General features: G+C 58.2%; 25 protein-coding genes. 11 read left to right on the top strand and 14 right to left on the bottom strand.

What is annotated here, in order from left to right; translation table 11 throughout:
- The first annotated feature begins 2 nt into the window (after positions 1-2).
- Complete coding sequence (locus ACR0IV_RS00200) at positions 3-1,070, top strand: 5-(carboxyamino)imidazole ribonucleotide synthase (protein WP_480658488.1); 1,068 nt, start codon at positions 3-5, stop codon at positions 1,068-1,070.
- A 26-nt stretch (positions 1,071-1,096) separates the two neighbouring features.
- Here ACR0IV_RS00200 and ACR0IV_RS00195 read toward each other — a convergent pair whose 3' ends face one another.
- From ACR0IV_RS00195 to ACR0IV_RS00170, 6 genes are all read right to left on the bottom strand, one after another.
- Entirely contained in the window at positions 1,097-2,248 is a 1,152-nt protein-coding gene (locus ACR0IV_RS00195; RefSeq protein ID WP_480658489.1) for an alpha-D-ribose 1-methylphosphonate 5-triphosphate diphosphatase, read from the bottom strand.
- Positions 2,245-3,018: an alpha/beta fold hydrolase gene (locus ACR0IV_RS00190; protein WP_480470559.1), complete on the bottom strand. Its 774-nt coding sequence runs from the start codon at positions 3,016-3,018 to the stop codon at positions 2,245-2,247. The genes ACR0IV_RS00195 and ACR0IV_RS00190 overlap by 4 nt, the downstream gene beginning before the upstream one ends.
- A gap of 39 nt (positions 3,019-3,057) precedes the next feature.
- Positions 3,058-3,900, bottom strand: coding sequence for a DMT family transporter (locus ACR0IV_RS00185; RefSeq protein WP_480658491.1), 843 nt, complete (start codon positions 3,898-3,900; stop codon positions 3,058-3,060).
- 180 nt (positions 3,901-4,080) lie between these two features.
- Complete coding sequence (groL, locus tag ACR0IV_RS00180; RefSeq protein WP_480658493.1) at positions 4,081-5,721, bottom strand: chaperonin GroEL; 1,641 nt, start codon at positions 5,719-5,721, stop codon at positions 4,081-4,083.
- 55 nt (positions 5,722-5,776) lie between these two features.
- On the bottom strand, positions 5,777-6,064 hold the full coding sequence (groES, locus tag ACR0IV_RS00175; RefSeq protein ID WP_010441779.1) for a co-chaperone GroES: 288 nt from the start codon (positions 6,062-6,064) through the stop codon (positions 5,777-5,779).
- 152 nt (positions 6,065-6,216) lie between these two features.
- Positions 6,217-6,891 carry a DUF2161 domain-containing phosphodiesterase gene (locus ACR0IV_RS00170; RefSeq protein ID WP_480658494.1) on the bottom strand — a complete coding sequence of 225 codons (675 nt, stop codon included), beginning with the start codon at positions 6,889-6,891 and terminating at the stop codon, positions 6,217-6,219.
- A 91-nt stretch (positions 6,892-6,982) separates the two neighbouring features.
- Between ACR0IV_RS00170 and ACR0IV_RS00165 the strand changes: the two genes are divergently transcribed.
- The 7 genes from ACR0IV_RS00165 to ACR0IV_RS00135 all read left to right on the top strand — a co-directional run bounded on the left by ACR0IV_RS00165 (position 6,983) and on the right by ACR0IV_RS00135 (position 13,043).
- Positions 6,983-7,963, top strand: a complete 981-nt coding sequence (locus ACR0IV_RS00165) for a TraB/GumN family protein (RefSeq protein WP_480658496.1) — start codon at positions 6,983-6,985, stop codon at positions 7,961-7,963.
- A gap of 98 nt (positions 7,964-8,061) precedes the next feature.
- Complete coding sequence (locus ACR0IV_RS00160) at positions 8,062-8,982, top strand: manganese-dependent inorganic pyrophosphatase (protein ID WP_480470564.1); 921 nt, start codon at positions 8,062-8,064, stop codon at positions 8,980-8,982.
- A gap of 143 nt (positions 8,983-9,125) precedes the next feature.
- On the top strand, positions 9,126-10,001 hold the full coding sequence (locus tag ACR0IV_RS00155) for an HAD family hydrolase (protein WP_480658498.1): 876 nt from the start codon (positions 9,126-9,128) through the stop codon (positions 9,999-10,001).
- A gap of 101 nt (positions 10,002-10,102) precedes the next feature.
- Positions 10,103-10,546, top strand: a complete 444-nt coding sequence (locus ACR0IV_RS00150) for a MaoC family dehydratase (protein ID WP_480470566.1) — start codon at positions 10,103-10,105, stop codon at positions 10,544-10,546.
- A 60-nt stretch (positions 10,547-10,606) separates the two neighbouring features.
- The gene (locus tag ACR0IV_RS00145) at positions 10,607-11,539 is read left to right on the top strand and encodes a bifunctional riboflavin kinase/FAD synthetase (protein ID WP_480658499.1); all 933 of its coding nucleotides are present in this window, start codon (positions 10,607-10,609) and stop codon (positions 11,537-11,539) included.
- Positions 11,536-12,009 (top strand): YcgN family cysteine cluster protein, encoded by a 474-nt coding sequence (locus ACR0IV_RS00140; RefSeq protein WP_480470568.1) that lies wholly within the window; start codon positions 11,536-11,538, stop codon positions 12,007-12,009. Before ACR0IV_RS00145 ends, ACR0IV_RS00140 begins: the two co-directional genes overlap by 4 nt.
- Positions 12,009-13,043 (top strand): threonine aldolase family protein, encoded by a 1,035-nt coding sequence (locus ACR0IV_RS00135; protein ID WP_480658502.1) that lies wholly within the window; start codon positions 12,009-12,011, stop codon positions 13,041-13,043. Before ACR0IV_RS00140 ends, ACR0IV_RS00135 begins: the two co-directional genes overlap by 1 nt.
- 81 nt (positions 13,044-13,124) lie before the next feature.
- On the opposite strand, the gene ACR0IV_RS00130 is transcribed toward ACR0IV_RS00135, so the two are convergent.
- Positions 13,125-13,727, bottom strand: coding sequence for a DsbA family protein (locus ACR0IV_RS00130; protein ID WP_480658503.1), 603 nt, complete (start codon positions 13,725-13,727; stop codon positions 13,125-13,127).
- A 108-nt stretch (positions 13,728-13,835) separates the two neighbouring features.
- Here ACR0IV_RS00130 and ACR0IV_RS00125 point away from each other — a divergent pair, with 108 nt between their 5' ends.
- Positions 13,836-14,855: a ribose-phosphate pyrophosphokinase gene (locus ACR0IV_RS00125; RefSeq protein ID WP_480470571.1), complete on the top strand. Its 1,020-nt coding sequence runs from the start codon at positions 13,836-13,838 to the stop codon at positions 14,853-14,855.
- A gap of 15 nt (positions 14,856-14,870) precedes the next feature.
- Complete coding sequence (gene rpiB / locus ACR0IV_RS00120; RefSeq protein ID WP_480658506.1) at positions 14,871-15,320, top strand: ribose 5-phosphate isomerase B; 450 nt, start codon at positions 14,871-14,873, stop codon at positions 15,318-15,320.
- Between the two features lie 11 nt (positions 15,321-15,331).
- Here rpiB and ACR0IV_RS00115 read toward each other — a convergent pair whose 3' ends face one another.
- The 7 genes from ACR0IV_RS00115 to ACR0IV_RS00085 form a co-directional block, all read right to left on the bottom strand.
- The gene (locus ACR0IV_RS00115; protein WP_480658507.1) at positions 15,332-15,682 is read right to left on the bottom strand and encodes an H-type lectin domain-containing protein; all 351 of its coding nucleotides are present in this window, start codon (positions 15,680-15,682) and stop codon (positions 15,332-15,334) included.
- Positions 15,683-15,796: 114 nt separating this feature from the next.
- On the bottom strand, positions 15,797-16,207 hold the full coding sequence (locus ACR0IV_RS00110; RefSeq protein ID WP_480470574.1) for a F0F1 ATP synthase subunit epsilon: 411 nt from the start codon (positions 16,205-16,207) through the stop codon (positions 15,797-15,799).
- Positions 16,208-16,219: 12 nt separating this feature from the next.
- Positions 16,220-17,644, bottom strand: a complete 1,425-nt coding sequence (atpD, locus tag ACR0IV_RS00105; RefSeq protein ID WP_480658509.1) for a F0F1 ATP synthase subunit beta — start codon at positions 17,642-17,644, stop codon at positions 16,220-16,222.
- 18 nt (positions 17,645-17,662) lie between these two features.
- A complete protein-coding gene (locus ACR0IV_RS00100) occupies positions 17,663-18,541 on the bottom strand; it encodes a F0F1 ATP synthase subunit gamma (protein WP_480658510.1) in 879 nt (292 codons plus the stop codon).
- 12 nt (positions 18,542-18,553) lie between these two features.
- A complete protein-coding gene (atpA, locus tag ACR0IV_RS00095) occupies positions 18,554-20,092 on the bottom strand; it encodes a F0F1 ATP synthase subunit alpha (protein ID WP_480470576.1) in 1,539 nt (512 codons plus the stop codon).
- Complete coding sequence (locus ACR0IV_RS00090; protein ID WP_480658511.1) at positions 20,093-20,653, bottom strand: F0F1 ATP synthase subunit delta; 561 nt, start codon at positions 20,651-20,653, stop codon at positions 20,093-20,095.
- 302 nt (positions 20,654-20,955) lie between these two features.
- Entirely contained in the window at positions 20,956-21,690 is a 735-nt protein-coding gene (locus ACR0IV_RS00085; RefSeq protein ID WP_480658512.1) for a class I SAM-dependent methyltransferase, read from the bottom strand.
- Positions 21,691-21,751: 61 nt separating this feature from the next.
- Between ACR0IV_RS00085 and gloB the strand changes: the two genes are divergently transcribed.
- Entirely contained in the window at positions 21,752-22,519 is a 768-nt protein-coding gene (gene gloB, locus ACR0IV_RS00080) for a hydroxyacylglutathione hydrolase (protein ID WP_480658514.1), read from the top strand.
- Positions 22,520-22,584: the final 65 nt, after the last annotated feature.

Raw genomic sequence — 22,584 nt, 5'->3', positions numbered from 1 at the left:
CGATGGCAGATATGCTCACCCCCGGAGCAACAATCGGGATTTTGGGCGGGGGTCAGCTGGGCCGTATGCTCTCCGTTGCGGCGGCTCGACTTGGGTTCAAGACCCACATTTTTGAACCCGGTGCCAACCCTCCTGCCGGGCAGGTGGCAGATCGCGTCACCACAGCAGCTTATGACGATGCAGTTGCGTTGAAAGCCTTCGCGGATTCGGTGGAAGTCATCACCTATGAGTTCGAAAATATCCCGACCGAGGCGCTGGATCTGCTGGAAGCACATCGCCCCATCCGTCCGGGCCGTGAGGCGCTGCGAGTCAGTCAGGACCGATTGACCGAGAAGGTTTTTCTGCAAGGGCTTGGACTGAAAACGGCACCTTTCGCCGACATCACCGATCTGGAAAGTTTGCAGAACGCTGTTGATGAGATCGGCACTCCGGCCATCCTGAAAACGCGTCGCTTCGGCTATGATGGCAAGGGGCAGGCGCGACTGCGCATCCCTGAAGACGCCGAGGCTGCATTGGCCGACATGGCTGGAGCGCCGTCCATACTGGAAGGGTTTGTGGATTTCAGCCATGAAGTCTCGGTCATCGCAGCGCGAGGTCTGGATGGTCAGGTTGCCTGTTTCGATCCGGGTGAGAACGTGCACCGCGATGGCATCCTGCACACGACCACAGTTCCGGCGCGCTTGTCTCCGGCCCAGCGGACCGATGCGGTATTGCTGGCGGCCAATATCCTGAACGCGCTGGATTATGTGGGTGTCATGGGAGTTGAACTGTTCGTGACGCCGCAAGGTCTGATCGTAAACGAAATCGCGCCGCGCGTGCACAACTCGGGCCACTGGACCCAGAATGGCTGCGCCGTCGATCAGTTCGAGCAGCACATCCGCGCCGTTGCCGGATGGCCTTTGGGCGATGGTCAGCGACATTCCGACGTGGTGATGGAGAATCTGATCGGCAATGACATGGATCGGGTGCCGGAACTGGCCCGCGAACGGGACGTTGCGCTGCATCTATACGGCAAGTCCGATGTGAAAGCCGGTCGCAAGATGGCGCATTTTAACCGGATTGTACGCTGACAGGTTAATGCGAGGCGTCGGATCGCTCAGCCGATGAACCGCGTGGCGATGTCGCCCGACATATAGCTGACACGCCCGCCCGCCAGAGTAGCAGCGACACGTTGCGTTTGGGCATCAAGGATCAGCAGGTCAGCGCGTTTTCCCGGCGACAGCTCACCTCGATCCAACAGCCCCAGCACTTTTGCCGGGCCGGATGACACCAGCGCCCAGGCGTCTGCGAAGTCCAGCAAGCCAGATTTGGCCAGCATCAGCGCGGCGCGACGAGGGCTTGGATAATGATAGTCCGAAGCCAGCGCATCGCACAGCCCCATGGCAATCAGATCCAGCGCGCTGGCATTGCCTTTGTGGGACCCTCCGCGCACGACATTGGGCGACCCCAGAATAATGTGATCCCCGCCCGCGCGGGCAGTTTCTGCAGCCTCAAGCGTTTCGGGGAATTCAGCTATGCTGACCCCGCGCGTACGCCAATCAAGCCGATCCTGCCTTCCGTCATCATCATGGCTGCCCATACGAACACCACGACTGGCCAACGTGGCACACAAAGCGTTCAGAGCCTCAGGTACCTCAGATCCCCGTTTGTGCATCGTTTGCAGCATTTCCAGATGAACTTCCGGGTTACGTCCCGCTTTCAACGCCTGCCCGGTCAGGCGTGGTGGCGTTCGTCCCTGCGCCAGGCGCTCATGCGGAAGGTGATCATTGAAGACCACATATGGAACCTGCCACTCTGCTATCCGTTCGGGCAGATCGCCGTAATCATCCAGCATATGGGTTTCAAACCGAAGCTGGGGCATCAGATCGGTAACGGCGTCCGTTTTCACCGACGCGATCGCCGCAAAGACTTGGGCTGCAAACTCAGGTCCGCGCACGCCGCCTTCCCAGCTGTAGAACTGCGCCATCACTGCGGTTGTAATACCGTTTGCAGCAAGCTCGGCTTCTGCTGCAAGGATGCCTTCATTCATCTGCTTCATCGCCCCCCGCCGCGGTGCGATGTGTCGTTCAAACCCATCCCCATGCAGGTCGATGATACCCGGCAGCACGAGATATCCTGAAAGGTCGATCTGCCGCCCTGCCCTGTCACTTTGCACCAAACCGTCGGCTATCGACAATTCCGTGGCACACAGCCCCTGGCCCGGCAACAGAACCTCTGCCCCGGTAAACGTCAAATCGAGTTTAGTCATTGAGAGGGCTCCGATTCAGGCTCCGAGCAATCCTGTCCGATGCAAATCTGATCGATGATGTCCTCGACCCCATCGAGCCACGTGATCTCGGGATCGAACTGTCCAAATTCGATGAAATGCAGGGTCTGTGCCATGACCTGCGGATTGTTCATCATGAACGTGTGAGTCACCGGCAAAACGATGTGATCCGCCATGCCCTCGACCTTTGTCGTCTCGACCGAAACCTTGCCATCATCCGGCCCGTCAATCAGGGACGAGAATACAGGGTTCAGCGAGTTTTCTCCGGCGATCACCCCCAGATCGAAATCAACCGGGGGCAACTTGCGCGGAATGCCTTCGGGACCTGTGCCAAGGGCCAGTCCCGCGGGACCATGCAGCAGGCCAAAGACCTCCCAGGCCCCCAGTTCATCCACCAATTGGCTGCCCTGGTTCGGGGGGCCAAGCATGACGACCCGCCCAAGGCTATCAAGGGTATGATCTTGCAGCCAATAGCGCAGCAGGATCCCACCCATCGAATGCGCGACCACATTTACTGTGTCATCGCCACAGGCGGCAAAGGCATCCGGCAGAGTTTGTTCAGCAAGTTCAGGAATGGGCAGGTCTGTCGAAGAGTATCCGGGGCGAACAACCGTGTAATCATGCGCGCGGAAAAGTTGCTCCATCACCGTGAATGATGCTTCGGTCCGTGCCAAACCATGCAGCAACACAACGCATTTCGCCTGCGCGACAGCAGGCACGAGACAACACAGGAAGGCGATCAGAAGCTTCATGACCCGCCAGATAAGCCCTATCGGGGGGCGAGAAAACCCCTAGCCACGGTTCAGGCGCAACACTGCCAGCGCGATGCCTCCCAAAACCAGTCCTGCGCCTATCAGCAGGCGCAGGCTTGCCACTTCGCCCAACAGCACCACACCGGCCGCGATGGCAACAACCGGAACGCTCAGCTGTACGATCGCGGCCACAGCAGGGGCCAGTTGGGGCAGAACTCGGTACCAGAGCGCATATCCCATCCCCGACGTGACTCCGCCGGATAAGCCGGCAAGACCGTATCCCACCAAGGTCATCTGCCATGCGCCCCCCAATGCGTGCAGAGCCAATCCTGTGACCGGAAGCGCCACGACGAAATTGGCCGCCGTTCCGGATAGTGCATCAGGTTCGGATCGCCCGACTATTGAATACACCGCCCATCCGACCCCGGCAGCCACCATAAGGCTGGCCCCCAACAGATCGACGCGCAACGCGCCAGTGGGCCAAAGCACATATGCCAACCCGCCCAGCGCTATGACCGCCCCAAAAACCTGCCGCTTCGTCGGGGCCGCGCCGGAAACTGCCCCTATCGTGAACATTGTGATCTGAACCACGCCGAACAGGATCAGCGCCCCAAGCCCCGCATCAAGCGTCAGATACGCAATCGAAAAACCGATCACATAGAGCGACAACGATCCGGCCCCGGTAAAACGTCGACGACTTAGAACGGGAAGCGACCCCTTCCGCAGAGCCACCAGCGCCACCAACACAATTGCGCCTGACAACACCCGAACAATGGCAAATCCCGCCGGATCACTTGCACCAATATCAATGGCAAGCCGATTCAGGATCGAATTCGCCGCAAAGGCACACATGGTCAGAGCAGTAAGCAAAAACAGTCGCATCTCGACCGCATAGCGGTTTCAGCGTGGTTTGCACACTCACTTTCCCGCAGGCAGAAGCAGCCCTGCTGTTCTTCTGATCAGAAATGCATCCACCCGAGTCATGCCCGAGCAGAAGGCATTCCAAATGAAACGGGGCCGCCCGAAGGCGACCCCGTCGATAAGCACAAAGGCTTAAGCAGCTTACATCATGCCGCCCATGCCGCCCATGTCGGGCATGCCGCCTGCAGCAGGTGCGTCTTTCTGCGGCTTGTCGGCAACCATTGCTTCGGTAGTGACCAGCAGACCAGCAACCGATGCCGCATCTTCCAGAGCGGTACGGACAACTTTGGCCGGGTCAATCACGCCGAACGAGAACATGTCGCCATATTCTTCGGTCTGTGCGTTGAAGCCGAACGATACATCACCGGATTCACGGACTTTGCCCGCAACAACCGCACCGTCAACACCCGCGTTCTCGGCGATCTGGCGCAGCGGCGCTTCGATTGCCTTGCGAACGATGTTGATACCGGCGTTCTGGTCAGCGTTTGCACCTTCCAAAGTTTCCAGTGCTTTACCGGCCTGAACAAGAGCAACACCACCGCCAACAACAACGCCTTCCTGCACAGCAGCGCGTGTTGCGTTCAGAGCATCGTCCACACGGTCCTTACGCTCTTTCACTTCGACTTCGGTCATGCCGCCGACGCGGATAACGGCAACACCGCCTGCCAGTTTGGCAACGCGCTCTTGCAGCTTCTCACGGTCGTAGTCCGACGAGGTTTCTTCGATCTGAGTGCGGATCTGAGCAACACGTGCTTCGATCTCGGCTTTCTCGCCAGCACCGTCGACGATGGTGGTTTCGTCTTTGGTGATTTCGATTTTCTTGGCGGTGCCCAGCATGTCCATGGTGACGGACTCGAGCTTCATGCCCAGATCTTCGCTGATGACCTGACCACCGGTCAGGATTGCGATGTCCTGCAGCATGGCTTTACGGCGATCGCCGAAGCCCGGTGCTTTGACAGCAGCAATTTTCAGGCCGCCGCGCAGTTTGTTGACAACCAGAGTTGCCAGCGCTTCGCCTTCAACATCCTCAGCAATGATCAGCAGCGGCTTTTGCGACTGGATCACCTGCTCGAGCAGCGGAACCATCGGCTGCAGCGAGGACAGTTTCTTTTCGTGCAGCAGGATCATGCAGTCGTCGAGTTCTGCGATCATCTTGTCTGCGTTGGTGACGAAGTAAGGCGACAGGTAGCCACGGTCGAACTGCATACCTTCAACAACGTCGGTCTCGGTTTCCAGACCTTTGTTTTCTTCGACGGTGATAACGCCTTCGTTGCCAACCTTCTGCATCGCGTCTGCGATCTGCTGGCCGATTTCGGCTTCGCCGTTGGCTGAGATGGTGCCAACCTGAGCAACTTCGGCCGAGTCTTTGACTTCACGCGAAGCCGACTTGATGCCTTCAACAACCTTGGCAGTTGCCAGGTCGATGCCGCGCTTCAGGTCCATCGGGTTCAGGCCAGCAGCAACCTGCTTCAGACCTTCGCGAACGATGGCTTGGGCTAGAACGGTTGCGGTGGTGGTGCCGTCGCCGGCTTCGTCATTGGTGCGGCTGGCGACTTCTTTCACCATCTGCGCGCCCATGTTTTCGAACTTGTCTTCCAGTTCGATTTCCTTGGCAACCGAAACACCGTCTTTGGTGATACGCGGCGCGCCAAAGGATTTGTCCAGAACCACGTTGCGGCCTTTCGGGCCCAGGGTCACTTTAACAGCATCGGCCAGAACATTTACACCGGCCAGCATGCGGTTACGGGCATCGGTGTCAAACTTGACGTCCTTTGCAGACATGTTGTCTCTCCTTGAGAATATCTGTTGAAATGAAGATCAGAGAAAGCGGGTGCGCTTACTCGATGATCCCCATGATGTCGCTTTCTTTCATCATCAGCAGCTCTTCGCCGTTGACCTGAACCTCGGTGCCCGACCATTTGCCGAACAGGATCTTGTCGCCAGCTTTTACAGCCATCGCGATCAGTTCGCCGCTGTCCTTGCGCGCGCCTTCGCCGGTTGCAACGACTTCGCCTTCGCTGGGCTTTTCTTTTGCGCTGTCGGGAATGATCAGTCCGCCTGCGGTTTTCTCTTCGCTTTCTACGCGACGAACCAGCACACGGTCATGAAGCGGTTTCAATGCCATCTTTGCAGCTCCTTGGGCTCAAAGTTTGTTATCCTCCCCTCGCCGACTGACGAGGCGTTAGCACTCGGGTCTCATGAGTGATAACGACGCATAGCTAGGGTGTCCAAATCCGTGAGTCAACAAGCTGTGAAGGATTTTTCTGACCTAATGGCTCAATCAGTTTGTTCCCAGCTATAGGCCCAGTGCTTCAGGCCCTCCTGCCCGGCCTCAGACAGGCAGTAGACGCCCTTTTCGACCTTATCAAACCAGCCATAGTGGTTTTCGCGCATTAACCGGGTGGCCGAGGGCACTCCGGTCGCCACCGCAACCTCAGCGCCCTTTGTCGCGCCACATTCTGCCAGATGGGCCGCACATTTCAGCGCGTCCTGACGGTAAGCCGTGACAATCCCGTGTCGCGTCGCTCCGCCCGCATTCGGGTCGCCTTCCAACCGGTCGAACTCACGCAGCAGGCGCGCAACCTTGGACTTGTTTTTGCGCGGGGCGTAGGGGCCGGGGTCACATTGAACCTCAACCGCGCCATCCACGCGCACAGTGATCAACCCCAACCCAAGGCGTCGGCAAAGCGCAAGATTGTCTTTCAATGCTCGTCGCGCACTGCGTCCGGTCGGCTTGCACACCCCCAGATACACCTGATCCGTCAACTTCAGGCGTGCAATCGCCTGATGGTACAGGGCAAGACTGAACCGCAGCTTGAGCTCAACGACCACGGGCTCTTCACCCTCGCGAATGGCGACGACATCGGCCGCACCCACCTCACCCTTCACGGCATAGCCTTGCCGCTCCAGCAATGCTTTGATCGGGGGATAGAGGTCCTGCTCGCGCTTCATGCCGCCATGCTATGCGGTTTCGCGCGGATTGCCAGCCGTCAGACACAAAGATAAGTCTTGAACGAAGTGCCCGCCCCAGGAAAGAGACCCAATGCGCCTGCTCAGCCTCTGCTTTAGTCTTCTGTTGCCCCTTACGGCCCACGCCGCCTGCGAAGGGCGTGATCTACGGCTCGACCTTGCGCCCGATACCAAAGCCGAACTGGAACAAACCCTCGGCACAATCCCTTTCCCGGAAGGCAACCATTGGATTGCCCGGAAAGGCGACACCGTTCTGCATCTGATCGGCACCTTGCACACAAACGATCCTCGCATGGAGGCAATTGTTGAACGCCTCACACCAACCCTCAACGCCGCAGATGCCTTCTATTTCGAAGTCACAAAATCAGAAATGGATGCGTTCGAACGTGATCTGGCCGAGGACTTCAGCCCGGTGCTGATTACCTCCGGCCCCACGCTGGTCGATCTTATGACCGCGGAAGACTGGGCCACCCTGTCAGCCACCCTGGCCGAACGCGGCATTCCAAGCTGGATGGCGGCCAAGATGCGCCCTTGGTTTCTGAGCATGATGTTGGGAGTTCCGCCCTGCCTGATGGCCACACCCGACTTTGACCGTGGCATGGATACGCGCCTGACCGAGCTGGCCGAGACACAAGGCATCCCACAATTCTCGCTGGAGCGGATCGAGGATCTGATCGCAATGTTCGACAGCCATCCGTTGGAAGAGCAGGTGGCCTCGCTGACCCGACTCGCCGGAGCGATGCAAACCGAAGATGAACAGATGATCACAATGGCCAACGCTTATTTCGACGAACAGCATGCCATAATCATCGAGCTTGCCAAGCTTCAGGGGTTCGAAGCCTCGGGGCTGACAATAGAAGAATTCAATACCGAATGGGAAAGCTTCGAAGATCAACTCTTGGTGCAGCGCAACGCCAACTGGATGCAGAAGATTCTGGACCTGAAGGATCAGACGGTCGTGATCGCCGTCGGTGCTGGGCACCTGAGCAACAAGTTCGGCTTGCTGAACCAACTGCAAGAGGCCGGCTACACATTGGAACGCGCTGCTTTCTGAGATTTCAGACCAAGGGTCGCAGCCAGCCCCGTTCCGGGTGACAAGTGGAATTCTCCACCCTATAAGGCGCGCAATTCCACATTCCTCAGGACACTGTCATGACAATCCAAGTTCTTGGTCACAAATCCCCCGATACCGATTCGACCGGATCGCCCATCCTCTGGGCCTGGTATCTGAGCGAAGTCAAAGGCGAAGCGGCCACTCCGGTTTTGCTGGGTGAGCCCAATACCGAAGCCAACTTCATGCTCCAGCGCTGGGATCTGCCCAAGCCGCAGATCATTGAAGACGTGGCCGAAGATGCCCCGGTCGTGATCGTAGACACCAACAACCCCGCTGAGCTGCCCGCCAGCATCAACAGCGCCGACATCCGCGCCATCATCGATCACCACAAGCTGGTCGGTGGGCTGGAAACCAAAGGCCCGATCGATATCACCGTGCGCCCGCTGGCTTGCACCGCGACCATCATGATCGATCTGATCGGCGACGATGCAGCGAAAATGCCCGACGCCATCAAAGGCGCCGCGCTGACCTGCATCCTGTCGGACACGCTGGAGTTCCGCTCGCCCACCACCACCGCACATGACCGCGCCGTGGCCGAGAAACTGGCCGCCGATCTGGGCCTGGACGTATCGGCCTATGCCGCTGATATGTTCGCTGCCAAATCGGATGTGTCCTCGTTCTCGGACGCCGAACTGATCCGTATGGACAGCAAGGAATACGAAGTCGACGGCACGAAGTTCCGCGTCTCGGTTCTGGAAACCACCGCACCGGGCGTTGTTCTGGACCGCAAAGACAGCCTTGCGGCGTCCATGATCGACGTCGCCAAGGAAGACAATGTCGATCAGGTCTTGCTGTTCGTTGTCGACATCCTGAACGAAGAGGCCACCCTGCTGGTTCCCAATGATCTGGTTAAAGCTGTCGCGGAAAAAAGCTTCGGCGCATCGGTCGATGGCGATGCCGTCGTGTTGCCCGGCATCATGAGCCGGAAAAAGCAAATTATCCCGAACCTCAAGGTCTGAGCCCGATCCCAAAGGCGCCCAATCGGGCGCCTTTTTCTTTTGCGAAGCTCTGCCTCGCCCGGGGGCAGAGCCCCCTCTGGCCAAACATGGCAAGCTCTGCCATAGGCTTAGGTAAATCGCCTTCCCTGCCAGATGAGGGGCCAATGACCCAGATTATCTCTTCCCTTGCCGAATTCTCTGACCGTTACAAAGCGCTGTTTGTCGATCTTTGGGGGTGCGTGCACAATGGTATCACCGCCTACCCCGAGGCGGTTGCGGCCTTGCAGGCTTATCGGCAAAAGGGCGGTGTTGTGGTATTGGTCACAAACTCACCCAAGCCACGTGCGGGGGTGGCCGATCAGTTGGCGCAATTCGCTGTGCCGATTGACGCCTATGACACGATTGCCACCAGTGGTGACTCGGCACGATCTGCGATGTTCCGGGGCGCAGTCGGCGAAAAGGTCTATTTCATGGGAGAATGGCAACGGGATGCCGGTTTCTTTGAGCCGCTGAAAATTCTGGACCATCCCATCCATATCGAACGAGTCCCGCTGGATGAAGCGGAAGGCATCGTATGCTGTGGCCCGTTTGACCCTATGGCCGATCCGGCGGTAAACCGGCCTGACTTTTTATATGCGAAGCAGAAGGGCATGAAACTGCTCTGCGCCAATCCTGATATTGTCGTTGATCGCGGTGAAACCCGAGAGTGGTGTGCAGGCGCCTTGGCGCGGCTTTATACCGAGATGGGCGGTGAGAGCCTTTATTTCGGCAAACCTCACCCTCCGATCTACGATCTCGCACGGCGTAGGCTTACGGAACTTGGCGTTGATATTGGCGATTCCGAGATTCTGGCAATTGGCGATGGCCCACAGACCGACATCGCTGGCGGGATGGGCGAAGGTATCGATACTCTGTTCATCACTGGCGGGCTGGCGGCAGCAGAGACCAAAACGTCGCACCACCCGGACGAAGATGCCTTAAGATCCCATAACGAAAAAGAAAACATCAATCCGACCTTCTCAATCGGGCGTTTGCGCTGATCAAAAAAGACTTGATTTTCTGCAGTTGCGAAGTAATAAAGTTGCCGAAGGGCGGCTTCTGATGGTCTTTTGTTGCCCGCACGATCTCGAATGAGGGTAGCATGTTGGACAATCTTCCGCGCGGAACGATATGTATCGAAGACATCGAAATGGGCATGACCCGGCACCTGCGCAAAGTGGTGACGGACGAAGATATCGAGATGTTCGCCCAGGTGTCGACGGATCGTAACCCGGTGCATCTGGATGATGACTATGCCCGCGACACGATCTTTGAAGGCCGGATCGCGCATGGCATGCTGACCGCAGGACTGATCTCGGCCGTGATCGGAGAGCAGCTGCCCGGCCATGGCACCGTCTATATGGGACAGTCGCTGAAATTCCTTGCACCTGTCCGCCCTGGCGACATGGTCTATGCCGAAGTGAAAGTGATCGATATCGACTTTTCCAAGCGCCGCGTGAAGCTGGATTGCCATTGCGCCGTTGATGGCAAGAAAGTGTTAGTTGGCGAGGCGATGGTGCTGGCCCCAAGTCGGAAGTTCGACTGATTATCAAACCCATCTGATCTGCGACTTGAACCTGCCCGACACTCTCGTTAGGCAATCCTCATGCAGATCATACGTGACTTTCAATTTGTTGAGCCGGAAGACCGCGGCGCAAGTGTCGCTATCGGGAACTTTGACGGGGTCCATCTAGGGCACCAATCCGTCATCCAGCTGGCGCGCGAGGCTGAACCGACCGCGCCATTGGGTGTGATGACATTCGAGCCTCATCCACGCGAATATTTCGCTCCCGACGCCCCGCCCTTTCGCCTGATGCGGGGAAATGCACGGGCGCACCGGCTGCAGAAGCTGGGGGTGCAGAAGCTTTATGAGTTGCCGTTCAACGCAGCCTTGGCGGGGCTGACACCGGAGGAATTTGCGCGAAATGTGATTTGTGACGGATTGGGCCTGGCGCATGTGGTCGTAGGCGCCGATTTCTGCTTTGGCAAAGGGCGCAGCGGCACACCGCAAGATCTGCAGCGGTTCGGCGATGAGATGGGCTTTGGCGTCACGATCGCTCCGTTGATGGAGCGGTCGGAGAATGTGGTCTCGTCCACCGCAATCCGGACGGCACTGTCTGAAGGTCGCCCGCGCGACGCTGCCGCGATGCTGGGGCATTGGCATCGTATCGAAGGCGAAGTCGTCGGGGGCGAACAGCGCGGGCGTGAGTTGGGATTCCCGACCGCAAACATGTCGATCGAGGGGCTGCATCCGCCGAAATTCGGGGTCTACGCGGTTTTGGTAGATGTTCTCGATGGCCCACATCAGGGCAGCTATCGTGGGGCAGCGTCAGTTGGGACACGTCCCATGTTCCATGGGCAAGTCCCCAATATCGAAACCTTCCTGTTCGATTTCTCAGGCGACCTCTATGGCGCGACCCTTTCGGTGGGGTTGGTCGATTACCTACGGCCCGAAATGACCTTCGACGGCCTTGATGGGCTGATCGCCCAAATGAATGACGATTGCGCCCGCGCCCGTGCTCTTCTGGCCGCTCAATGACCAAGGACCCCATCGACCGAGACGGGCTGGCCCCGCGCTTCTGGGAGCGCAAGCCACTGCAGAAGATGAACCCACGCGAGTGGGAAGCACTATGCGACGGCTGCGGCAAATGTTGCCTCAACAAGCTGGAAGATGAAGACACCGGCGAGGTCGCCCTAACCTGCGTCGCCTGCCGTCTGTTGGATGATGAAAGCTGCCGCTGCACGCAATATGACATCCGGCATCAATTCGTGCCCGAATGCATCGTGATGCGCCCCGACAACATCGACAGCCATGCCTATTGGCTGCCGCAGACCTGCGCCTATCGTTTGTTGTGGGAGGGGAAACCTCTTTACGATTGGCACCCGTTGCTGTCAGGTACGCCGGACAGCGTTCATGCCGCAGGCATTTCCGTGCAGGGACGTACCGTGTCTGAATTCGAAACCCCCTTGGAAGAGTGGGAAGATTATATCATCGAGGAGCCGAGCTGATGCATTTTGCCTCTGACAATTCCGGGCCCGTCCATCCCGAGGTTTTGGCCGCATTGGCGGAAGCCAATCAGGGCTATCAAATGGCTTATGGCGCGGACGTTCTGATGAACGAAGTGCGCGACCAAATCCGAGGAATCTTTGAAGCCCCCGGCGCGGCGGTATATCTGGTGGCTACGGGAACGGCGGCGAATTCGCTGGCTCTGGCCACATTGTCTCAGCCGTGGGAAACCGTCTTTTGCTCGCCCGTGGCACATATCCATGAGGACGAATGCAACGCGCCGGAGTTCTATAGCGGGGCCAAGCTGACCATCGTGCCCGGTGAGGACAAGATGGCCCCCGAGGCTTTGCGCCGATCTATCGAAGGCGAGGAAACCCGCGGCGTGCACGGGCCGCAACGCGGGCCGGTTTCGATCACGCAGGTAACTGAACGTGGATCGGTGTATTCGCTGGGAGAGCTGCAAGCGCTTTGCGGGGTGGCCAAGGAGTATAACCTGCCGGTCCATATGGATGGCGCGCGGCTCACCAACGCTTTGGTTGCGTTGAACTGCTCTCCGGCTGAGATGACTTGGAAATCCGGTGTGGATGCAGTCAGTTTCGGTGGCACCAAGAACGGGTTGATGGGTGTCGAAGCAGTGGTGTTTTTCGACGAAAGCAAAGCCTGGGAATTTGAGCTGCGACGCAAACGCGGGGCGCATCTGTTTTCCAAGCACCGCTATCTGTCGGCGCAGATGGCGGCCTATCTGCAGGACGATCTGTGGCTACGCTCGGCGCGGCAGGCGAATGCCAATTGCGCACGTTTGGCTGACGGGCTGCGCGCCGCCGGGGCTGCGTTCTTGCATGAGCCTCAGGCCAACATGATTTTTGCACGTTTCCCTCGCAGTCTGCATCGCAAGTTGCATGACGCTGGCGCGGTATATCACTTGTGGGGTGATACACTGGAGGGCGCAGATGAGGATGAAATGTTGGCGTGCCGTCTGGTTTGTGACTGGTCCACACCGGCGGACCAGATCGATCAGTTTCTGGCCTTGCTATAGGGGGCGGGGGCCCTGCCCCCATCGCAGCAAGCTGCGATTCCCCCGAGATATTTTTAGCCAGATGAAGCAAGCGGGGTTGGACTAACCCGTCAGCGTTGCGAGATGGCGGTCGAGGTCGTCGAGGCGGTCCTGACCCCAGAACCTTTGATCATCAGGTGTAATATAGAACGGCGCGCCGAATACACCGCGGTCCACTGCTTCTTCGAGATTGGCTGCGTAGGTTTCAGCCCCCGCCAGCAGACCGGTATCGGCCAGTTTCGGGTCGAAGCCCGCCTGTGTCAGGCAGTCTCGGATCACGCTATCTTCGGCGATATCTTTTTCCTCGGCCCAGCAGGCACGCAGGAAAGAGTGGCACAGCTGTCCTACATCACCCGAGCCATCCTGAACGGCAGCGATCACTGCATAAGAGGACGGCGCCATATTGGTCGGCCAATGGGCTGGTTGCAGGTTGAAATCCATACCCAGCGTCTTTGACTGGCGCAGCAGTTCCTGCGCGCGGTATTCGATGCGTGAAATATGACGGTCTTTGGGTGGGGTGCCACCGGTCCTGCCGAACAATGCGATGATATCAAGTGGTTTGTAGTTGATCGTTGCGCCATGTTTGGCGGCGACCTCTTCCAGCCGTGTACCTGCCAGATAGGAATAGGGCGAAATTGTCGCAAAATAGTAGTCAATCTGGGTCATGTGTACTTTCTCCGCTGCGTTATCTTTGCGGGACGGTAAGGCCATGCTAAGCGGTGTCAACATCACGAATCTGTCACATTGCCATTGCTGCCCGGGGATAATCAGCCGATGCCGACACTGCACGAACCCAAGCTCATTGCTGGGAACGCCAATCTTCCGCTTGCCGAAACCATTGCCCGACGCATGAGCCTGCATCGCGGCGTCGATCAAGGTCTGGTCGAGGCGCGCGTCGAACGGTTCAATGACGGCGAGATCTTCGTCGAGGTGTTCGAGAATGTGCGCGGCGAGGATATGTTCATTATCCAGCCGACTTCGAACCCGGCCAATGACAATCTGATGGAACTGTTGATCATCGCCGACGCTCTGCGCCGCTCTTCGGCGGCCCGCATTACTGCTGTCATCCCTTATTTCGGCTATGCCCGTCAGGACCGCCGCACCAAAGCGCGTACGCCGATCAGCGCCAAGCTGGTTGCCAATATGCTGACTGGCGCCGGGATCGAGCGTATCCTGACCATGGATCTGCACGCCGCGCAGATTCAGGGCTTTTTCGATATGCCGGTCGACAACCTCTATGCCTCGCCGATCTTTGCGCTGGATGTGAAAAAGCAGTTCAAGGATCAAATGGATGACCTGATGGTGGTGTCGCCCGATGTCGGCGGTGTGGCCCGCGCCCGCGAACTGGCCAAACGCATCAACGCGCCGCTGTCAATTGTGGACAAGCGCCGCGAAAAAGCGGGTGAGGTCGCTGAAATGACTGTGATTGGGGACGTGAAGGGCAAGATCTGTCTGATCGTCGACGATATGTGTGACACTGCTGGTACGCTTTGCAAGGCGGCTCAGGTGCTGATCGACAATGGGGCCAAAGAGGTGCACTCGTATATCACCCATGGTGTCATGAGTGGCCCGGCGGTTGAACGTGTTACGAATTCAGTGATGAAATCACTGGTTCTGACAGACTCGATTCAGCCGAAGCCAGAGGTCGCGAATGCTCCCAACATTCGCATCGTACCCACGGCTCCGATCTTCACGCAGGCCATCCTGAATATCTGGAACGGGACAAGCGTCTCCTCGTTGTTTGAGGATAAGACACTGACGCCGATCTACGAGTCGCTTTACCACATGGACTGAGCAGGAGACTAATACGTGACCGGGAAAAACCGAATTGTTCTGTCCAGTGACCACGCTGCGATTGAATTGCGCCAGGCCATCGCCAACCATCTGACGCCGCAAGGCTGGGAGGTTGTCGATATCGGTCCGACGACACCTGAAAGCACGCATTACCCCCTGCACGGCAAAGCCGCAGCCGAGGCGGTCGCCTCGGGCGATTGCCAGTTGGGCATCATTCTTTGCGGTACCGGACAGGGTATCATGATGGCCGCCAACAAAGTGCCGGGCATCCGTTGTGGCGTATGTTCAGACACGTTCTCGGCACAAATGATCCGTCAGCACAACGATGCCAATATGCTGTCGATCGGCGCACGCGTCATCGGCGAGGGACTGGCGCTGGATATCGTAGATGCGTTTCTGTCGGCCGAATTCGAAGGCGGTCGTCATGCAACCCGAGTGGACATGATCGAGGCGCGGGGCGATTAACGCCCTGCCCTTCAGGAAATGTCCCAGTCGTCCGGGTGCTTTACCTCGCCCATAGCAGTCCAAGTGACGCGGATACGTGCGATGCGCGTGTCTGACCAGGTCCGGAAAACGGCATTGAACCCTTCGGGCGTGATGTCTTTGGCCTGAACTTCTGCCCGCAGCGCTGAGGACGTGTCGACATCCCACAGCGACACACCAATCTGAACAATGGGGATCGAGCGAAAGGGTTCGCTGAACCGGATCGCCATGCACCGCTCACGCGCGCCTTCTCCGGTCCACATATATCCTCCATCGGCGAAGTCCGAAAACAGGACTTCTTCGCCCTGATCAATGCCGATGGGGTGTGTCAGAAATTTCTTCATTCTGTCGTCTTTTCTTTCAATTCCCGCACCTTAACCTGCGGCTATGACGAAAGCACGACAAAAAACGGCCCCGCAACCGCGAGGCCGTTTCAATGCATAGATTGTCATGAACCTTTACAGGCTCATATGCGTTCCAAGGGCTTCCATGTCGGCCAGCAGCTTGGCGGCGTCGTCGACGATGGTCTGATCATCGCCTTCCTTTGCCGCCTCATGCGAAGCGCGGGCCTCAGCGATCAGGTCGTCCAGATGCGACCGGGTCACCTCGGCAACCGGAATGGCCTTTTCTGCCAGAACCGACAGGCCATCGCCGTTGATCTGGGCAAACCCGCCGGTGACCAGGTATTCGCTGGCTCCTTCGGGTGCCTCAACCTTCAGCAGACCGGGGCGCAGCGTTGTGATGGTAGGGGCATGGTCGGGCATCGCCGTCATGTCCCCGTCCGCGCCGGGAATCTGGACCGCGGTAACCGCGAGCGAAGCTAGGCTCCGCTCGGGGCTGACGAGGTCGAATTGCATCGTGTTTGCCATCAGGGATACTCCTTAGGCGGCTTCTGCTGCCATCTTCTCGGCTTTGGCGATCACTTCTTCGATGCCACCAACCATCAGGAAGGCCGCTTCGGGCAGGTGATCGTATTCGCCAGCCACAACGGCTTTGAACGACGAGATGGTGACTTCCAGAGGAACCTGAACGCCCGGCGAGCCGGTGAAGACCTCGGCCACGTCGAACGGCTGCGACAGGAAGCGCTCGATCTTACGGGCACGGGCCACGGTCAGTTTATCCTCTTCCGACAGTTCGTCCATGCCGAGGATGGCGATGATGTCCTGCAGCGACTTGTAGCGCTGAAGGATCTGCTGAACGTCGGTCGCGACCTTGTAGTGCTCTTCACCCACGATGGCCGGGTCGAGCAGACGCGAGGTCGAGTCGAGCGGGTCAACCGCCGGGTAAATACCCTTTTCCGAGATCGCACGGTTCAGAACGGTGGTCGCGTCCAAGTGGGCAAACGAGGTTGCCGGCGCAGGGTCGGTCAAGTCATCCGCAGGCACGTAGATCGCCTGCACGGACGTGATCGAGCCCGACTTGGTCGAGGTGATGCGTTCCTGCAGGGCGCCCATGTCGGTGGCCAGGGTCGGCTGGTAGCCCACCGCCGAAGGAATACGACCCAGCAGAGCCGAAACCTCGGAACCCGCCTGCGTGAAGCGGAAGATGTTGTCGACGAAGAACAGAACGTCGGTACCGGACTGGTCGCGGAACTGCTCGGCCAGTGTCAGACCTGTCAGAGCAACACGTGCACGCGCTCCGGGAGGTTCGTTCATCTGACCGTAAACCAGGGCAACCTGCGATTCCGACAGGTTGTCCGGCTTAATAACGTTCGATTCGATCATCTCGTGGTACAGGTCGTTCCCCTCACGGGTCCGTTCACCAACACCCGCGAACACCGAGAAGCCTGAGTGCACTTTTGCGATGTTGTTGATCAGTTCCATGATCAGAACGGTTTTACCAACGCCGGCACCGCCGAACAGGCCGATTTTACCGCCTTTGGCGTAGGGGGCCAGCAGGTCAACGACCTTGATTCCGGTAACCAGAACTTCCGACTCGGTCGACTGTTCATCAAAGGTCGGCGCGGGCTGGTGGATCGCGCGGGCTTCGGTCGCTTCAACCGGGCCTTTTTCGTCGATCGGCTCACCAACCACGTTCAGGATGCGGCCCAGGGTGGCGTTACCAACGGGAACCGAGATCGGTGCGCCAGTGTCGGTCACGGCCTCGCCACGAACCAGACCTTCGGTCGCGTCCATCGCGATGGTGCGGACGGTGTTTTCACCCAGGTGCTGAGCAACTTCCAACACTAGGCGCTTGCCGTTGTTGGTGGTTTCCAGCGCGTTCAGAATTTCAGGCAGCTGATCTTCGAAGTGCACGTCGACGACGGCCCCGATGATCTGTGTGACTTTGCCTTTTGCATTCGCCATGTTTCGTCTCCGGTTTTCTTACAGCGCTTCGGCGCCGGAAATAATTTCAATCAGCTCGTTGGTGATCACGGCCTGACGCGAGCGGTTGAACTGGATCGTCAGCTTGTCGATCATCTCACCCGCGTTGCGTGTCGCGTTGTCCATCGCGGACATCCGTGCACCCTGTTCAGACGCTCCGTTTTCGAGCAGAGCCGAGAAGATTGCGGTCGCAACCCCCTTGGGCAGCAAGTCGGCCAGGATGGCCTCTTCGCTGGGCTCGTAGTCGAAAATGGCACCGCTGTCGTCACCCGTCGCTTCGTCTTCGAACGAGGCGGGGATGACCTGCTGTGCCGTCGGGATCTGGGTCACAACGTTGACGAACTTCGAGTAGAAGATCGTGGCAACGTCGAACTCACCCCCGTCAAAGCGGGACAGGACGTCCTTGGCGATGTCCTGCGCGTTGGAATACCCCAGACGCTTGACCTCGCTCAGGTCGATATGTCCAACGAACAGATCGCCAAAATCACGCTTGAGCGCGTCGCGGCCTTTCTTGCCGACGGTCAGAACCTTGACCGTCTTGCCTTTGCCGCGCAGCTCGTCCGCTTTGGCGCGGGCAAGCTTGGCGATGTTCGCGTTGAAGCCGCCACACAGGCCGCGTTCAGCTGTCATCACAACCAGCAGATGGACATCATCACTGCCCGTACCACGGAGCAGCTTGGGGGCGCTGTCGCTGCCCCCGACCGAAGCCGCCAGCCCCGCCATCACGGCATTGAACCGCTCGGCATAGGGACGCGAGGCTTCGGCAGATTCCTGGGCGCGACGCAGTTTTGCTGCCGCGACCATCTGCATGGCCTTGGTGATCTTGCGGGTCGATTTGACCGACTCGATCCTGTTTTTAAGGTCCTTCAGACTAGGCATCGGAACCTCCTATCAAGCGAAGGTTGCGGCGTATTCGTCGATCGCTGCCTTGATCTTGTCGGACGCATCACCTTTGATCTTCGGATCTTCGTCAGTGAGCCACTGAAGCAGGTCGGCATGCTTGCCGCGCAGGTGCGCCAGCAAACCGGCCTCATAGCGGCCAACATCCGATACGTCGATCTTGTCGAGGTAACCGTTGGTACCTGCGAAGATGACGCAGACGATTTCCGCGTTGGTCAGCGGCGAGTACTGCGGCTGTTTCATCAGCTCGGTCAGACGCGCACCACGGTTCAGCAGCTGCTGAGTTGCGGCATCGAGGTCCGAACCAAACTGCGCAAACGCAGCCATTTCGCGATACTGAGCCAGTTCCAGTTTAACCGGACCAGCAACTGACTTCATCGCGTTGGTCTGAGCCGAAGAGCCCACACGCGAAACCGACAGACCGGTGTTCACAGCAGGACGGATGCCTTGGTAGAACAGTTCGGTTTCCAGGAAGATCTGGCCGTCGGTGATCGAGATCACGTTGGTCGGAATAAAGGCTGATACGTCACCACCCTGAGTTTCGATAACCGGCAGAGCGGTCAGCGAACCCGCACCGAAGTCCTCGTTCAGCTTCGCCGAACGTTCCAGCAGACGGGAGTGAAGATAGAAAACGTCACCAGGATAGGCTTCACGTCCGGGCGGACGGCGCAGCAGCAGCGACATCTGACGATACGAAACAGCCTGTTTCGACAGGTCATCATAGATGATCAGCGCGTGGCGACCGTTGTCACGGAAGTATTCTGCCATCGCAGTCGCGGCGTAAGGCGCCAGGAACTGCATCGGAGCCGGGTCGGACGCGGTCGCGGCCACAACGATCGAGTATTCAATCGCGCCGGACTCTTCCAGTTTCTTCACCAGCTGCGCAACGGTCGAACGCTTCTGACCAACCGCAACGTAGACGCAGTACAGTTTCTTCGACTCGTCGTCGCCTGCGGCTTCGTTGTAAACTTTCTGGTTCAGGATGGTGTCCAAAGCGACAGCGGTTTTACCGGTCTGACGGTCACCAATGATCAGTTCCCGCTGGCCACGGCCAATCGGGATCATCGCGTCAACCGATTTCAGGCCAGTTGCCATCGGCTCATGCACCGATTTACGCGGGATGATGCCGGGCGCTTTGACGTCTGCAACGCCACGCTTGGAGGCGTTGATCGGGCCTTTGCCGTCCAGCGGGTTACCCAGACCGTCAACAACGCGGCCCAGCAGCTCGTCACCAATCGGAACGTCCACGATCGAGTTGGTGCGCTTGACGGTGTCACCTTCTTTAATGTCACGGTCAGAACCGAAGATAACGACACCAACGTTGTCGCTTTCCAGGTTCAGGGCCATGCCCATGATGCCACCGGGGAATTCGACCATCTCACCCGCTTGCACGTTGTCCAGGCCGTATACACGGGCAATCCCGTCACCGACGCTCAGCACGCGGCCGATCTCGGCCACTTCCGCTTCCTGACCAAAATTCTTGATCTGGTCCTTCAGGATTGCAGAAATCTCTGCAGCTTGGATTCCCATTTATCCGACCTCTTTCATTGCATTCTGTAGGGAGTTCAGCTTCGAACGGATCGAGCTATCGATCATTTTCGAGCCCACTTTAACGACAAGACCGCCGATGAGGCTTTCATCCACGGTCGCATTGATAGTCACGGTCTTGCCCACACGCTCGGACAGCGTCTTGGACAGTTTATCCAGTTGTGTCTTGGTCAGCGCCTTGGCCGAGGCGACATCGGCGGTCACTTCGCCACGCTCTTCAGCAAGCATGTCGCGCAGGACCTGCACCAGCTGAGGTACAACAAACAGGCGGCGTTTCTGCGCCATCAAACCCAGCGTGTTGCGCAGGATTGCATGCAACCCCATCTTGTCCGCAACTGCTGTAATCGCGCCTTCCTGTTCGGCGCGGGAAACCAGAGGCGAGGCGATCAGGTCGCGCAATTCGGCGCTTTCGCCCAGAGCTGCTGACAGATCATTGATGCCGGTTTCCAGACCTGCAAGGTCATTATTCTCTTTCGCGATCTCGAAGATCGCAGTGGCATAGCGCTCGGCGATGCCTGTGGAAATCGAAGCTGGTTCGGACACGTCCACCCTTCCGATACTTTAGGCCCCGAAAACCGCGCGCGCGGCCACCCCGGGGGCGTGAAGAAACCCCGTCCATAAAGGGCGGGGATCAAAATCACCGGGGATGTAGCAGAGGTGTTCCAACCAAGCAATACGCTATAGCGGTAACAGAATTATCCACAAACCTTTAACTTTCAAATACTTACACCAAGTGCGACCCTTTGGACCGGTTACGGCAGTTGAAAAATGTTACGAATATGCAGGTTTTTGCGATTCCTGTGACTTTTTTTCCGCAATTTTTCCCTGTCGAACGGGTGGGATTGTCATGCAGGCTTCAACAAACCATCCAGCGCCTTGATCGGTCGTTTGGCGGTGTCCTTGGTCACACTTCCACTGGGCGGACGAATGAGTTTGCTGACCTCGACCATCAGCACCCCACCGGCCATGACCGTTGGAATACGCTGCCCGGTTTTTTCGATCAGGCTGCCGGACTTGAGCCAGAACCGACGGAAGGAAGGCGGCAGATATAGTGCCGAGCAATGGTTTTCCGGCACAAAGTGATGTGCCCGCAACTGGTTCTCAAGCTGTGTCGCGGAATATGGTCGCCCGAAACCAAAGGGCGTCTTGTCGGTTCGCGACCAGAGCCCGGCCCGGTTCGGTACCACAAACAATGCGCGGCCACCGGGACCCAGCACGCGCCAACATTCCTCAAGTAACTGACTTGGGCGACTCGACGTTTCCAAGCCATGCATGACGACCAGTTTATCGACATGCCCGGTTTCGATCGGCCACTTCGTCTCCTCCGTCAGAACTGAAACATTGGGCATTCCCGCGGGCCAAGGCATCACACCTTGTGGTCCTGGCATCAGACCGATCACGCGGCGGGCATCTGCCAGATACGGGCGCAACAAGGGGACAGCAAAGCCAAAGCCAACCACGGTCTGTCCCTTGGCTTCCGGCCACAGATCAACCAGCCGACCACGGATCGCCGCCTGCGCCGCGCGGCCCAGGGTGCTGCGATAGTAAAAGTTTCTTAGATCCTGCACATCAAGATGCATTGCGGACACCCGGTCAATCGGCTTAGCTGGGCGCAGTCTAGCAATGAAAGGGCAAAAGGCCATGCCTCTTGAGATCGTTACCGTCCCCTGCCTGAGCGACAACTATGCCTTTCTCGCCCATGATCCGGCCAGCGGCGAGACCGCACTGATCGATGCGCCAGAGGCTGCTCCAATTCTGGCCGAACTGAATGCGCGTGGTTGGCGGCTGAGTCACGTGTTGCTCACCCACCATCACTGGGATCACGTGGACGGACTGACGGGTATACTCGAGACACAGCCCGCGCGGGTGATCGGTGCCAAAGCCGATGAACACAGGCTGCCGCCGCTTGATCAAGCAGTGGTTGAGGGGAATACGTTCTATATCGGGGGTGAACCGGTCGAAGTACTGGATGTCCCGGGCCATACATTAGGGCACATTGCATTCTACATGCCGAAAAGCGACGCCGTATTTACCGCAGACAGCCTGATGGCGCTGGGATGCGGGCGCTTGTTCGAAGGGGAACCAGCGCAAATGTGGGCCTCTCTCAGCAAGCTGGCCGCATTGCCCGATGAAACAATCGTGTGTTCGGGTCACGAATATACGCAATCAAACGCCAAATTCGCCCTGACAATCGATCCTGACAATCCCGCCCTGCAAGATCGCGTTGCCGATATCAATCGTGCCCGCGCCGCCGGGGAACCCACTGTGCCCTCGCTTCTGTCGCTGGAAAAGGCCACAAATCCGTTTCTGCGCGCTGCTGATCCGGCGATTCAGGCGCATCTGGGCATGGAAAATGCTGACCCTGCGTCAGTTTTTGCTGAGATTCGTGCCCGAAAAGACCGCTTTTGAGCCGTTTAGGGCCCTCTTCACGGCCACGGTCACAGGAAATGTGACTGTCAAGTGCAAGAAAACCC

It is taken from the genome of Ruegeria sp. C2, assembly GCF_056537765.1.
The sequence above is the reverse complement of the archived record's forward strand: the minus strand, read 5'-3'. Positions and strand labels throughout refer to the sequence as shown.